At 64.7% G+C, this 13,037-nt stretch carries 11 protein-coding genes; 8 read left to right on the top strand and 3 right to left on the bottom strand.

The features are described from left to right. Positions 1–62: 62 nt before the first annotated feature. The 3 genes from MB84_RS18250 to fba all read left to right on the top strand — a co-directional run bounded on the left by MB84_RS18250 (position 63) and on the right by fba (position 4,173). Positions 63–1,268, top strand: coding sequence for a phosphoglycerate kinase (locus tag MB84_RS18250; protein WP_046292786.1), 1,206 nt, complete (start codon positions 63–65; stop codon positions 1,266–1,268). A 274-nt stretch (positions 1,269–1,542) separates the two neighbouring features. Beyond that, positions 1,543–2,976: a pyruvate kinase gene (pyk, locus tag MB84_RS18245; protein WP_046293972.1), complete on the top strand. Its 1,434-nt coding sequence runs from the start codon at positions 1,543–1,545 to the stop codon at positions 2,974–2,976. Between the two features lie 132 nt (positions 2,977–3,108). Beyond that, positions 3,109–4,173 carry a class II fructose-bisphosphate aldolase gene (gene fba / locus MB84_RS18240; protein ID WP_046292785.1) on the top strand — a complete coding sequence of 355 codons (1,065 nt, stop codon included), beginning with the start codon at positions 3,109–3,111 and terminating at the stop codon, positions 4,171–4,173. Positions 4,174–4,329: 156 nt separating this feature from the next. Here fba and MB84_RS18235 read toward each other — a convergent pair whose 3' ends face one another. Then, a complete protein-coding gene (locus tag MB84_RS18235) occupies positions 4,330–5,550 on the bottom strand; it encodes an ISL3 family transposase (protein WP_046292470.1) in 1,221 nt (406 codons plus the stop codon). Positions 5,551–5,582: 32 nt separating this feature from the next. Further along, positions 5,583–6,167, bottom strand: a complete 585-nt coding sequence (locus MB84_RS18230) for a hypothetical protein (RefSeq protein WP_046292784.1) — start codon at positions 6,165–6,167, stop codon at positions 5,583–5,585. 498 nt (positions 6,168–6,665) lie between these two features. Here MB84_RS18230 and MB84_RS18225 point away from each other — a divergent pair, with 498 nt between their 5' ends. The 5 genes from MB84_RS18225 to MB84_RS18205 all read left to right on the top strand — a co-directional run bounded on the left by MB84_RS18225 (position 6,666) and on the right by MB84_RS18205 (position 12,066). Beyond that, on the top strand, positions 6,666–8,138 hold the full coding sequence (locus tag MB84_RS18225) for a hypothetical protein (protein WP_157122785.1): 1,473 nt from the start codon (positions 6,666–6,668) through the stop codon (positions 8,136–8,138). A gap of 157 nt (positions 8,139–8,295) precedes the next feature. Then, positions 8,296–9,186 (top strand): phosphoribosylaminoimidazolesuccinocarboxamide synthase, encoded by an 891-nt coding sequence (locus MB84_RS18220; RefSeq protein WP_046293971.1) that lies wholly within the window; start codon positions 8,296–8,298, stop codon positions 9,184–9,186. A gap of 16 nt (positions 9,187–9,202) precedes the next feature. After that, entirely contained in the window at positions 9,203–9,709 is a 507-nt protein-coding gene (gene purE, locus MB84_RS18215) for a 5-(carboxyamino)imidazole ribonucleotide mutase (RefSeq protein ID WP_039396619.1), read from the top strand. 40 nt (positions 9,710–9,749) lie between these two features. Beyond that, complete coding sequence (locus MB84_RS18210; protein ID WP_046292782.1) at positions 9,750–10,943, top strand: 5-(carboxyamino)imidazole ribonucleotide synthase; 1,194 nt, start codon at positions 9,750–9,752, stop codon at positions 10,941–10,943. 91 nt (positions 10,944–11,034) lie between these two features. Next, positions 11,035–12,066, top strand: coding sequence for an L-threonylcarbamoyladenylate synthase (locus tag MB84_RS18205; protein ID WP_046292781.1), 1,032 nt, complete (start codon positions 11,035–11,037; stop codon positions 12,064–12,066). Between the two features lie 41 nt (positions 12,067–12,107). Here MB84_RS18205 and MB84_RS18200 read toward each other — a convergent pair whose 3' ends face one another. Beyond that, positions 12,108–12,974, bottom strand: a complete 867-nt coding sequence (locus tag MB84_RS18200; RefSeq protein ID WP_046292780.1) for a sterol desaturase family protein — start codon at positions 12,972–12,974, stop codon at positions 12,108–12,110. Between the last annotated feature and the right edge of the window lie 63 nt (positions 12,975–13,037).

The following is a 13,037-nucleotide window of genomic DNA, read 5'->3' as shown; positions in this document are numbered from 1 at the left end:
GGCATCGGAGCGGTCGGATCAGTTAAAATGCATGTTTTTCCCACCATTTATTCCGGATTCTCATGGCTTCCGTCGTACGTCTTTCCGATTTGATCGCCCAGGGCCGCCTCGCCGGCAAACGTGTCTTCATCCGCGCCGACATGAACGTGCCGCAAGACGATGAGGGCCGAATCACGGAAGACACGCGTATCCGCGCCTCGGTGCCCGCGATCCAGATGTCGCTCGACGCCGGCGCTGCCGTGATGGTGACCTCGCATCTGGGCCGCCCGACGGAAGGCGAGTTCAAGCCCGCCGATTCGCTCGCCCCGGTGGCAAAGCGTCTGTCGGAATTGCTCGGCCGCGACGTGAAGCTGATCTCGGACTGGGTCGACGGCGGTTTTGACCTGGCCCCGGGGGCGGTCGTGCTGCTGGAGAACTGCCGCGTCAACAAGGGCGAGAAGAAGGACAACGACGAACTGGCGCAGAAGATGGCCAAGCTGTGCGACGTCTATGTAAACGACGCGTTCGGCACGGCCCACCGCGCCGAAGCCACCACGCACGGCATCGCCAAGTACGCGCCGGTCGCTTGCGCAGGCCCGCTGCTCGCCGCCGAACTCGAAGCGCTGGGCAAGGCGCTGAACGCACCGGCGCGCCCGCTCGTGGCCATCGTGGCCGGCTCGAAGGTTTCCACCAAGCTCACCATCCTCAAGACGCTGGCCGACAAGGTCGACCAACTGATCGTGGGCGGTGGCATCGCCAACACGTTCATGCTGGCCGCCGGTCTGCCCATCGGCAAGTCGCTCGCCGAAGCCGATCTGGTCGAAGAAGCCAAGGCGATCATCGACGCCATGGCCGCGCGCGGCGCCTCGGTGCCGATCCCGACGGACGTGGTGTGCGCGAAGGAATTCAGCGCGAACGCCGCAGCGACCGTTAAGGCCGCCGCCGACGTGGCTGCCGACGACATGATCCTCGACATCGGCCCGCAAACGGCCGCCAAGCTGGCCGAGCAACTGGGCAGCGCGGGCACCATCGTCTGGAACGGTCCGGTCGGCGTGTTCGAATTCGACCAGTTCGGTCACGGCACGGAAACCCTGGCGCGCGCCATTGCTGCGGCCAAGGGCTTCTCGATTGCCGGTGGCGGCGACACGCTCGCGGCCATCGCCAAGTACGGTATCGCCGATCAGGTCAGCTACATCTCGACCGGCGGCGGCGCGTTCCTCGAATTCCTCGAAGGCAAGACGCTTCCGGCCGTCGACGTACTGGAACAACGCGCGGCCCAGTCGAACTGATCGGGCGGAACGCGTGGAATTTGTGTTGGGTTTGCTCCGAAACGCGCAAACCCTGGTGGAGCGGGGCTTGCAGGGGAGTTCGTAGGTCCGGAAAACGTTCGCCGAGGGCGGTTTTGATCGCTTTATTGCGAACGTCAGAGATCGAATCAAACGATTTCGTACGGACAATACAAACTTTTTGGTTAACCTGCGGCGGCCTAATTGCGTTACAAACCTCTAAGCGCCAGTAATGTCGAAAGCGCTGTTACTCAAAGAGGATGAAGAGATGGATGTAATGAACCGCTCCACCAAGATCGTCGCCACCATCGGTCCGGCATCGAGCACGCCGGAAGTGCTTTCGCGCATGATCGCCGCAGGCGTCGACGTCGTTCGCCTGAACTTCTCGCACGGCAAGGCGCAGGACCACATCGAGCGCGCCGAAATGGTGCGCGCGGCCGCTAAGGCGGCGGGCCGCGAAGTGGCCATCATGGCCGACCTGCAGGGCCCGAAGATTCGCGTCGGCAAGTTCGAGAACGGCAAGACCACGCTCGAAGCCGGCGCCAAGTTCATTCTGGACAGCGAGTGCGAACTCGGTAACGACGAGCGCGTCGGTCTGGACTACAAGGAACTGCCGCGCGACGTGCGCACGGGCGACGTGCTGCTGCTCAACGACGGCCTGATCGTGCTGATCGTCGATCGCGTGCTCGGCAGCGAGATCCACACGACCGTGAAGGTCGGCGGCGACCTGTCGAACAACAAGGGCATCAACCGGCAGGGCGGCGGGCTGACGGCCCCGGCGCTCACGTCGAAGGACATGGAAGACATCAAGACCGCGATGGCGCTGGGCGCCGATTACGTCGCGGTCTCGTTCCCGAAGAACGCCACCGACATGGAAATGGCGCGGCGACTGGCGAACGTGGCGGGCGAGCCGTACGGCATCAAGCCGCTGATGATCGCGAAGATCGAGCGTGCGGAAGCGATTCCGGCGCTCGAAGAGATTCTGGCAGCCTCGGACTGCATCATGGTCGCGCGTGGCGACCTGGCCATCGAAGTCGGCAATGCGGCGGTCCCGGCGCTCCAGAAGCGCATGATCAAGCTCGCGCGCGAGATGAACAAGACGACCATCACGGCCACGCAGATGATGGAGTCGATGATTCACAACCCGGTGCCGACCCGCGCGGAAGTGTCGGACGTCGCCAACGCGGTGCTCGACGGCACCGACGCGGTGATGCTGTCGGCGGAAAGCGCGGCAGGCAAGTACCCGGTCGAGACGATCGAGACGATGGCGGCGATTTGCGTCGAAGCCGAGCGCTCGGAAACGGTGGAACTCGATCGCGACTGGCTGGACCAAACTTTTACGCGCATCGACCAAACGATTGCGGCCGGTGCCCTGTTTACCGCGTATCATCTTGGCGCGAAAGCCATCGTGGCGCTGACCGAATCGGGCGCGACCGCGTTGTGGCTGTCCCGTCACAAGATTCATGTGCCGATTTTTGCGCTGACTTCGCAGATGAGCAGCCATCGCAAAATGGCGCTGTATCGCAACGTCTACGCGATGCGCGCCGACGCCACGCATGACCGCGATCACGCGCTCAAGCAAGCCGAACAACTGCTGCTTTCGAACGGCATTGTGAAGCGCGGCGACACGATCGTGCTGACGGTAGGCGAGCCGATGGGGCAACCCGGCGGCACCAACACGTTGAAGATCGTTCAGGTGGGCCAGGCATGACCAAGCGGGCCGCGCGAGTACGGCGAGGCGGTGCATATGGCACCGACCGCGCCGGGCGCGAGCTGTCGTCATGCGGGGCGCCTCCGGATCGAAGAAAGATTTGCTTAGTTTTGTGATTCCAAGGAGAACATCATGCCCCTAGTCTCTATGCGACAGCTGCTCGACCACGCCGCCGAAAACGGCTACGGTCTGCCGGCCTTCAACGTCAACAATCTGGAACAGGTTTCCGCGATCATGGCCGCTGCCGACGAAGTTGGCGCGCCGGTCATCATGCAGGCCTCGGCCGGTGCCCGTAAGTACGCTGGCGAAGCGTTCCTGCGTCACCTGATCTCGGCGGCCGTGGAAGCCCACCCGCATATCCCGGTCGTGATGCACCAGGATCACGGCCAGTCGCCGGCGGTCTGTATGGCTGCGATCAAGAGCGGCTTCTCGAGCGTGATGATGGACGGTTCGCTCGAAGCCGACGGCAAGTCGGTCGCCAGCTACGAGTACAACGTCGAAGTGTCGAAGAAGGTCGTCGAGTTCTCGCACTACATCGGCGTGACGGTGGAAGCCGAGCTGGGCGTGCTGGGTTCGCTCGAAACGATGAAGGGCGACAAGGAAGATGGCCACGGCGCGGACGGCACGATGACCCGCGAGCAACTGCTGACCGATCCGGATCAGGCCGCCGACTTCGTGCACCAGACGCAATGCGACGCGCTGGCCATCGCCATCGGTACCTCGCACGGCGCTTACAAGTTCAGCCGCAAGCCGACGGGCGACATTCTCGCCATCGACCGCATCAAGGAAATCCACCGCCGCATTCCGAACACCCACCTGGTGATGCACGGTTCGTCGTCGGTGCCGCAGGAACTGCTCGCCGAGATCCGTGAATTCGGTGGCGACATGAAGGAAACGTACGGCGTGCCGGTCGAAGAGATCGTCGAAGGCATCAAGCACGGCGTGCGCAAGATCAACATCGATACCGACATCCGTCTGGCCATGACCGGCGCGATCCGTCGCTATCTGTTCGAAAACCCGAGCAAGTTCGACCCGCGCGACTACTTGAAGCCCGCACGCGAAGCCGCCAAGCAGGTTTGCAAGGCGCGCTACCTGTCGTTCGGCTGCGAAGGTCAGGCTGGCAAGATCAAGTCGGTCTCGCTCGACAAGATGGCCGAGAAGTACAAGAGCGGCGATCTCGCTCAGATCGTGAAGTAAATCCGCGCATCGCCGCCGCGCCGGGTTCCCCGGACGGCGCAATGCCCGACCTGCGAGGGGAGGACGCTGACGAACGTCGGACGCCCGATCCTCCTCAGGTCGCAGGCCCGGCTTTCGCCAGCACGCGCTGGAACAGAAGCCGGGCTTTTTTTTGGTTCATTGAGCATTACCGGGGAAGGCGGCGCGGATTTTGAGGAAGAAATATTCCTCGTCGCGGTAGCCGTAGGCGCGCCGCTTAATGACCTTGATAGTGTTGTTAATGCCCTCAACGATGCTGGTGTTTAGACGATGTCGGCATCTGGCCAGGATGCCATGCAGATAGCCTTTCAGACGCTGAGCGAAGGTGTTCAAGGGGGCTATTCCGCTTTGCTCGGCCTGCTCGCACCAGTGGTGCCAGGCTTGTTTTGCCCAGGCAGGTCTTCGGTAGAACCAGAGCCGCTTGAGTTCGTCCCTCAGGACATAGACCGTCAGCAGCGGCTGGTTGGCTTGCAGCAATTCGTCGAGCCGGACGGCCTGCTGCCGGTCTAGCTTGTCGCGGTTGCGCAATAACAGCCAGCGGCTCGATTTGATGACCCGGCGCGCGGGACGGTCCTGGCGCAGTTGGTTGGCCTGATCCACGCGCACCCGATCAATGACCTCTCGTCCGTACTTGGCCACGACATGGAACAAGTCATAGACGATCTCCGCCCGTGGGCAGTGGGCCTGGATTTCTAACTCGTAGGCCGTAGTCATGTCGATGGCTACGGCCTTGATGCGTTGGGCGACCCCACGCGGCAATTGCTCGAAGAACGCCCGAGCCGTCTCGCGTGAGCGTCCTGGGCCGATCCACAGCACCTGCCTGCTGATCGGATCGACGACTACCGTCGCGTACCGATGCCCTTTATGCAGGGCGAACTCGTCCATCGCTAAATACTCGATCCTGGACCAATCCGGTTCGCGCACTGACGCTCGGAGCCGGGCCTTGTCCAGCGTCTTGACGGTATGCCAACCCAGCTCGAAGAACCTCGCCACCGCCTGCACGTTGCTCGATTGCAGCAATTGGCTGCAGGCCGCCGCAAGCCGATCCGTCACCCGCTGGTAGCGACCCAGCCAAGTAAGCCGCTCCAGGCGCGGGCCACCGCATTGCTCACACAACAAGCGCCGGCGTGGAACATGAAGAACAACCCGGTACTCAAATAACGGCAGATCTCGCACCCGGCGCACCGTGGTCTCATGGACCTGGCGACATCGTGCGCCGCACTGCTCGCACAGCATCACCTTGGCGGTTGGCTTCAAATAGATCGACAGCGTGCGCCCTGTGCCCTCGGGCCACTCCACGCGTTCGACGGCATAGCCCTGCCAGCCTCCCAGCGACTCCAGCAGCTTGCGATCCAGCATCTCCACGCACTCCTGATGGCAAATTCCTGCCATCAAGAGTACGAAAACTTGTCAAATCCCTCCACGCTATTGCGCGATGAACCTTTTTCTTTGGGCATTTGCAATTGGAATTTGCCGCCCAGCTCGGAGCGGATGGTCGCGGTGATCATCTCCACGCCGTCGACGATCAGCGTCATCGGTTCGTTCATATGCTGACGGGAGAAGTCGCGCATGCGCGCGCTCGCGCTGTCGCGCAGGCTCATCGTGATGACGACCTCGGTGTCCGTCGATCCATTGGCCGTCTGCGCCGGAAACTGCAATCCCAATTGTTCGATATCGCGCGCCGCGTAAAGCGCGAAGCGCGCGATGGCATCGTCGTCTTCGGGCGCGGCGATGGCGATCAGCCGGGGGAGGGCGGGGCGGTCGCTGGCGTCGACTGCGCTCCCGGCGGACGCCGTGCGGGGTGGCGTTGCCCGATGAACGGGGGCGTGCTGGGTCCGGGGTGTGGCCGTCGCGGCTGCCGTCTGCGCCAGAACTGATGCGTTTGACAGTAACAGCAGGGCGACGGCAACGACCGTGACCGACGCGAAGCGTCCGAAGACGGCCGTGCGGCTGCCTTCGTCAGGCCATCTCCCCATTCGTCCGACACATGGCTGCCGGATTGTGCGCGGTGTCGATGAGATCGTCATGGCAGCCCCCTCGGCCTTGTCAGGCCACTTTGGTCGGGTGAACGTTTCCATTGTAGGTAACATCCGGGCCGGTCGACGGACGTAACCGCGGTTCGTTGCGCGTCTCGTTCCGCTTCCTTCCCGCTTTCTTCCCTCTTCCTTCCCTCTTCCTTCCCGCTTCCTTCCGCTCTCATCCCACACCCCGACACCGATGCAAAACGACAGGCACCGACCCGTTCCCGGAAGTCCGGGGCGATGACGCGTGGCAGTCTCCTGCCTCCCGTCAACCTGCCCGTTCCGGGCACCCCGGAGTTATCGATGCCGTTCAATCGCTTCCCCAAGACAATGACCTGGTGTTTTGGGTTTTCGAGACCCGAAGCGTCTCCACCGCCCGCGCGCGCCCATGAGATGGCCAGCACGCTGCGCGATACCCGCCATCCTGATCCGTCGACGGCCGGGACAAGCCGCGTGTCCCAAGTGTCACCGGTGTCTTGCGCGTCGTCCGCGACCGACTCGCCATCGTTGGAGACGAGCACGACGATGGCGGCGGACTTCAAGCGAGTCACGTCGCACGATCTCCGAGACCGCGCCGCATCCAGCCAAAACACCGCTGTCGCCCCGTCCATTTCGCTTTGGGAGTACGACGATCCGACGCCCGGCTGGGCGGCGCCGCTGCGCGAGACGGCGCAAGCGTGGGTCGAGCGTTATGGCGTGAACACGGCGACGCTTATTCGCGTGGACGGCGAGTGCACCCGTTTCGCCCTGCTGGAACTGGACGGTCACCGTTTCATCGTCGGGCCGACGGCGACGCCGTCCGAAGCGCATAGCCTCACGCACATGCTCAAGACGACGCCGCAGATCGGCGCGATCTTCTGCGTCGAGCCGGGCACGATGCAGCGACCGCGCGAGCGCGACGGCGGCGCGTCGGACGGCGCAGGCTATCGGGAGCGTCCGGTCGGCGATTACATCGCCCGGGTCACGCGCCGGGGCGGCCGACGCAGCGCGCCGGGCGCGCAGGGGCACGACGCTGGCATGCTGCCGTGCGTGACATCCGGCCGCCTCCATCTCGATGGGGGGCTGTCGCACGTGCAGTTCATGGAGTTCACGGGCATGGAGCGCTTCGACACCCCGATCGACGGTGCAGCGCTCTGGCGCGCCGGTAAAGGCGTAGCGGGTTTCATGCGAGCGCATCCGGGCAAGATCCCGCTCGTCTGCTCGGAGCGGGGGATCGCCCGGCCGTGCGCCGTGATTGCCAGCGCAGCGCTGCAATTGCGCGGTGGCGACGCCCGGCTGCGCAGCCTCCTCGCGCACGAGGTTGTGCGCCAGCGCGCCGAAGCCAGCGATCACCACATCAACGTGGCGGCGCGCAGCTTCGATCTGATCGCGGAACTGTCCCGGCTCACGACGATGTTGCGCGAACCGGGGCGGGGCGACACGCGCAGCGAGCGCAAGGTGCACATCCTCAGGCAGCAACTGATGGGAAAAGACCTCGGCGTCAGGATCGACTGGCAAAGCGGTGAGGGACGTCGCCGACTCGCCGACTATCTCGAAGCGAACTTCGAGAAGGTGTCGCCATTGCTGGCGTCGGGCGGCTTGCCGCCGGGTACGGCCATGCTGTGGTTGCGTGACGAACTCGACGTACTGAATGGCATCCGCTTCCTGTCTCCCGCGTACGTCGATGGCCACACGGACCGGATCTCGCAGGAGGCCATCGCCGTCAACGATCCGAATGCCGTGCGCCTCGTGTCGTTCGACGACTACGGCCTTACCTGCGACAACAAGTATTACGACGTCAGTTCGGTGACGGGCTGGTACCGGCACTGTCTGGGGGCGTCGAAGCCCCTGTCGAATCCGGTTTCGCGTGCGCCGGTCGTGGCGCTGCTGGTGCGGGCATCGGAAAAGGCGCGGCTCGAAGCGCAGTTCCGCCGCTGGCAGGTCTAAGCCGTCGAAGGGCAGAGGGGGCGGGCGGCCCATGGGATGGGAGGATGACAGCCCCATCGACTCACCGGACCGACATCTTCGTGAAACGCCCCCCGACGCGCGTATAATTACGCCTTTGCCCTTCCTGATATTGGGTCCCGCCGTGACTACCCCCGCTCTGAACGCCCTGTACGAATCCTCCCTCAAGAGCCTGCCGCTGCTCTCGCGCGGCAAAGTGCGCGATAACTACGCCGTCGGCGACGACAAGCTGCTGATCGTGACGACGGACCGCCTCTCGGCGTTCGACGTGATCATGGGCGAGCCGATTCCGGGCAAGGGCCGTGTGCTCAACCAGATGGCCAACTTCTGGTTCGACAAGCTCGCACACGTCGTGCCGAACCACCTGACGGGCGTGGCCCCGGAGACGGTCGTCTCTGCCGACGAAGCCGCGCAGGTCGCCGGCCGTGCGGTCGTGGTCAAGCGTCTGAAGCCGATCCTCGTCGAAGCCGTGGTGCGTGGCTATCTGGCGGGCAGCGGCTGGAAGGACTACCAGGCGACGGGCGCGGTGTGCGGCGTGAAGCTGCCAGCCGGTCTGCAAAACGCGCAGCAACTCCCCGAGCCGATCTTCACCCCGGCGGCCAAGGCCGAACTGGGTGAACACGACGAGAACATCAGCTTCGACGACATGGTGAGCCGTATCGGTCGCGAACTAGCCGAGCAGATCCGTGAGATCTCGATCCGTCTGTACAAGGAAGCCGCCGCTTACGCCGCCACGCGCGGCATCATCATCGCCGACACGAAGTTCGAATTCGGTCTGGACGACGACGGCCGCCTGCACCTGATGGACGAAGCGTTGACGGCCGATTCGTCGCGCTTCTGGCCGGCCGACTCGTACGCCGTGGGCAGCAACCCGCCGTCGTTCGACAAGCAGTTCGTGCGCGACTGGCTGGAAACGCAGCCGTGGGGCAAGACCCCGCCTGCACCGGCGCTGCCGACGGAAGTGGTCGAGAAGACGGCGGCCAAGTACCGCGAGGCGCTCGAGCGCCTGACCGGCCAGCAACTGGCCTGAGCGGGGCGCCGAGACTATGAGCGACAAACAAGCCGTGGCCCCGCGCGTTGGCGTGGTAATGGGGTCCAACTCGGACTGGGAAGTGATGAAAAACGCGGCCGCCATTCTGGCCGAGTTCGGTGTGCCTTACGAGGCGCAGGTCGTCTCGGCGCACCGCATGCCGGACGATATGTTCCGTTACGCCGAAGCCGCGCGCGAGCGCGGTCTGGTCGCGATCATCGCCGGTGCTGGCGGTGCCGCGCACCTGCCGGGCATGATCGCCGCCAAGACGACCGTGCCGGTGCTGGGCGTGCCGGTGCCGAGCAAGTATCTGCGTGGCGAAGACTCGCTGCTGTCGATCGTGCAGATGCCCAAGGGCGTGCCGGTCGCCACCTTCGCCATCGGTGAAGCCGGCGCGGCCAACGCGGCGCTGTTCGCCGTCTCGATGCTGGCCGCCGACGACAAGACGCTCGCGGACAAGCTCGAAGCGTTTCGTGCGAAGCAGACCGAAGCGGCGCGCGGCATGACGCTGCCCGCGCTGTAAAAGAAAAAACGTCCCTGCTACCGTCTGTTTCTAAACGTCGATGAATTCCGTCTCCGCTGCGCCCGTCCTTCCCGGCCAATGGCTGGGTATGCTGGGCGGCGGCCAACTCGGCCGCATGTTCTGTTTCGCCGCCCAGTCGATGGGTTACAAGGTCTGTGTGCTGGATCCGGACCCGCGCTGCCCGGCCGGTGCCGTGGCCGACCGTCTGATCGTGGCCGATTATCGTGACGAAACGGCGCTCGCCGAGCTGGCCGCGCTATGCCCGGCCGTGTCGACCGAGTTCGAGAACGTGCCGGCGCAGTCGCTCGATTTCCTCGCGCAAACCACGACCGTGAGCCCTGCCGGGCGCTGCGTCGCGATCGCGCAGGATCGGGTGGCGGAGAAGCGTTTCATCGAAAGCTGCGGTGTGCCTGTGGCCCCGCATCTGGTGATCGAGTCGAACGAGGCGCTCGCCGCCATAGGCGACGCGGCCATCGCGAGCGTGCTGCCGGGCATTCTGAAGACGGCGCGTCTCGGTTACGACGGCAAGGGGCAGGTGCGTGTGAACACCCCCGCCGAAGCCCGCGAAGCCTATGCGGCGCTCGGCGGCGTGCCGTGCGTGCTGGAGAAGCGTCTGGCGCTGGCTTTCGAAGTGTCGGTGCTGAGTGCACGCGGCGCCGACGGCAAGGTCGCCACCTACCCGCTCGCCCAGAACGTGCACATCGACGGCATTCTCGCGACGACGACGGTGCCTGCACCCGATGCGGCCCCGGCCATTGCCGACGCGGCGCGTGCGGCGGCGGCGGCGATTGCGTCGCAAATGGATTACGTGGGGGTGCTGTGCGTCGAGTTCTTCATCCTGAAGGACGGTTCGCTGGTCGCGAACGAAATGGCGCCGCGTCCCCACAACAGTGGTCATTACACCATCGACGCCTGCGCTTCGAGCCAGTTCGAACAGCAAGTGCGCGCGATGGCGGGACTGCCGCTCGGCGAGACGCGTCAGCACTCGCCGGCCGTGATGCTCAATGTCCTCGGCGACATCTGGTTCGACGGCCCGGCCAAAGACCAGCCCCGTACGCCCGCCTGGGCGGCAGTGGCGGCGCTGCCGTCCGCTCGCGTGCATCTCTACGGTAAGGAAGACGCGCGCGTGGGCCGCAAGATGGGCCACATCACGTTCGCCGGTGAGACGCTCGATGAAGCCCGCAAGGCGTGTGTGAGCGCCGCAGCGAGCCTCGATATCCCGCTGGAAGACTAAGCGCGCGATGTCCACGCCTTCCTCGACCTCCACGACCTCCACGGCCTCTAAGTCCTCGACGACGTCCCCGTCCGATGCCCCGCGCATCGTCATGCCGTCGGCGGCCGCCATCACGCAAGCGGCTGAGCAACTGGCAGCGGGCGAGCTGGTCGCGTTCCCGACGGAGACGGTCTACGGGCTGGGCGGCGACGCGGAGAATCCGGCGGCTGTTGCGTCGATCTACGCGGCGAAGGGGCGTCCGGCCAATCATCCGGTCATCGTGCACTTTTCGCCGGAAGGCGACCCCGGTTACTGGAGCGACGACGTCACGCCTGCCGCGCGCAAGCTGATGGACGCGTTCTGGCCCGGTCCTCTCACGCTCATTCTCAAACGCGCACCGCATATCCCGGACGCCGTCTCCGGCGGACAGGATTCGGTTGGTTTGCGTGTTCCGTCGCATCCGGTGGCTCAGGCGCTGCTGCGCGAGTTCGCCCGGGTCAAGGATAGTCAGGGAGGGCAAGGTGGCGTAGCAGGCCCGTCCGCCAACCGGTTCGGTCAGGTGAGTCCGACCGCCGCGCAACACGTGCGTGACGAGTTCGCCGGGCTGCCGGGCGTTACCGTTCACGTGCTCGACGGCGGAGAAGCGGCCGTCGGCATCGAATCGACCATTGTGGATCTGTCGCGCGGATTCCCGGCGTTGCTGCGTCCCGGCCATATCACGCCGGAACAGATCGCCGAGGCGCTGGGCGAGATGCCGCGTTTGCCGGGGCAGGATAGTAACGCGCCGCGTGCCTCAGGCACACTCAAGGCGCATTACGCGCCGCGCACGCCGCTGTACCTGTGCGACGCCGGGCAGTTCGCGGCGGCGCTGGCCGTGCATCCTGCGGGCGAACGTGTGGCTGTGGTGGCCTTCGCGCCGACACTCGCCACGCTTCCCGCCGATATCGCCGCATCCACCGATATCGTGAAGCTTGTGCTGCCTGCCACGCCCGCCGGTCTCGCGACCGACCTGTATGCGATGCTGCGCCGCCTCGACCGCGCCAACGTCACGCACATTCTGTTCGAGCGTCTGCCGGACACGCCCGCCTGGGCGGCCGTCGGCGATCGCCTTGGCCGCGCCGCAGCGGCATTCGAACGCGCTTGAGCGCGCGCTTGCGACCGCGCTCGTTTCAGGTCGTCAAGTCGTCACGTCGTCTTCCCCTCCGGCATCGGCGCCGTCTCACGTGCATGACGCCATTCCGGCGGCCCGAATAACGCCATCCATTTGTTGCGCCAGCCCGGCATCGTGACGACGTCGTGCGCCATCGCACGCCATTCGTGGAACGTCAACGTGATCGGGTTATGGGTGTGGATCTGATCGACGATGCCGTACTCGCACGGCTCGGCGTCGCTTTCCTCGACGTATGAGCCGAACATGCGATCCCAGATCACTAGCACGCCTGCGTAATTCCGGTCGATGTAGCGCGGATTGCGCGCGTGATGCGCGCGATGGATCGACGGCGTATTGAGCACATACTCCAGCCAGCCCAGCTTCGGAATCGCCTGCGTGTGCACGAAGAACTGGAACGCGAGGTTGAGCAGCACGACCCCGACGATCTGGATCGGGGTGAAGCCGATGAGCGCCATCGGTGTCCAGAACAGCCACATCCCCGCGACGGGATACATCAGGCTCTGTCGGAATGCCGTCGACAGATTCAGCCGCTCGGAGGAGTGATGCACGACGTGCGCCGCCCACAGCCAGCGAATGCGATGGCTGGCGCGGTGAAACACGTAGTAGAGAAAATCCTGAACGATGAAGAGCAGCACGAAGCCGACCCATCCGGCAGGCATCGTGTAAATGCGGTGATGGTCGTAGAGCCACGCGTAGAACGGCACGATGAGCAGCCACGCGAGCTTGTCGGCACCCTGATGCATGAGCGCGAGCGTCGCGTTGCTGATGGTGTCCTTCAGGCTGTACATGCCGGGACGTCGGCGTCGCCAGTACCACGCCTCGATGCCGATGCACAGCACGAAGACCGGCGCGAGCGCCAGCAGAATCAACTCGACGTTCATGACCTCGCGTCTCCTCACGATTGGGTCATCTGAACCGGTGTCCCCGCCTCTCTTGACGTGCCA

The sequence above is a fragment of the Pandoraea oxalativorans genome (assembly GCF_000972785.3).
GTDB lineage: Bacteria > Pseudomonadota > Gammaproteobacteria > Burkholderiales > Burkholderiaceae > Pandoraea > Pandoraea oxalativorans.
This window is presented reverse-complemented; position numbering and strand designations above follow the sequence as displayed.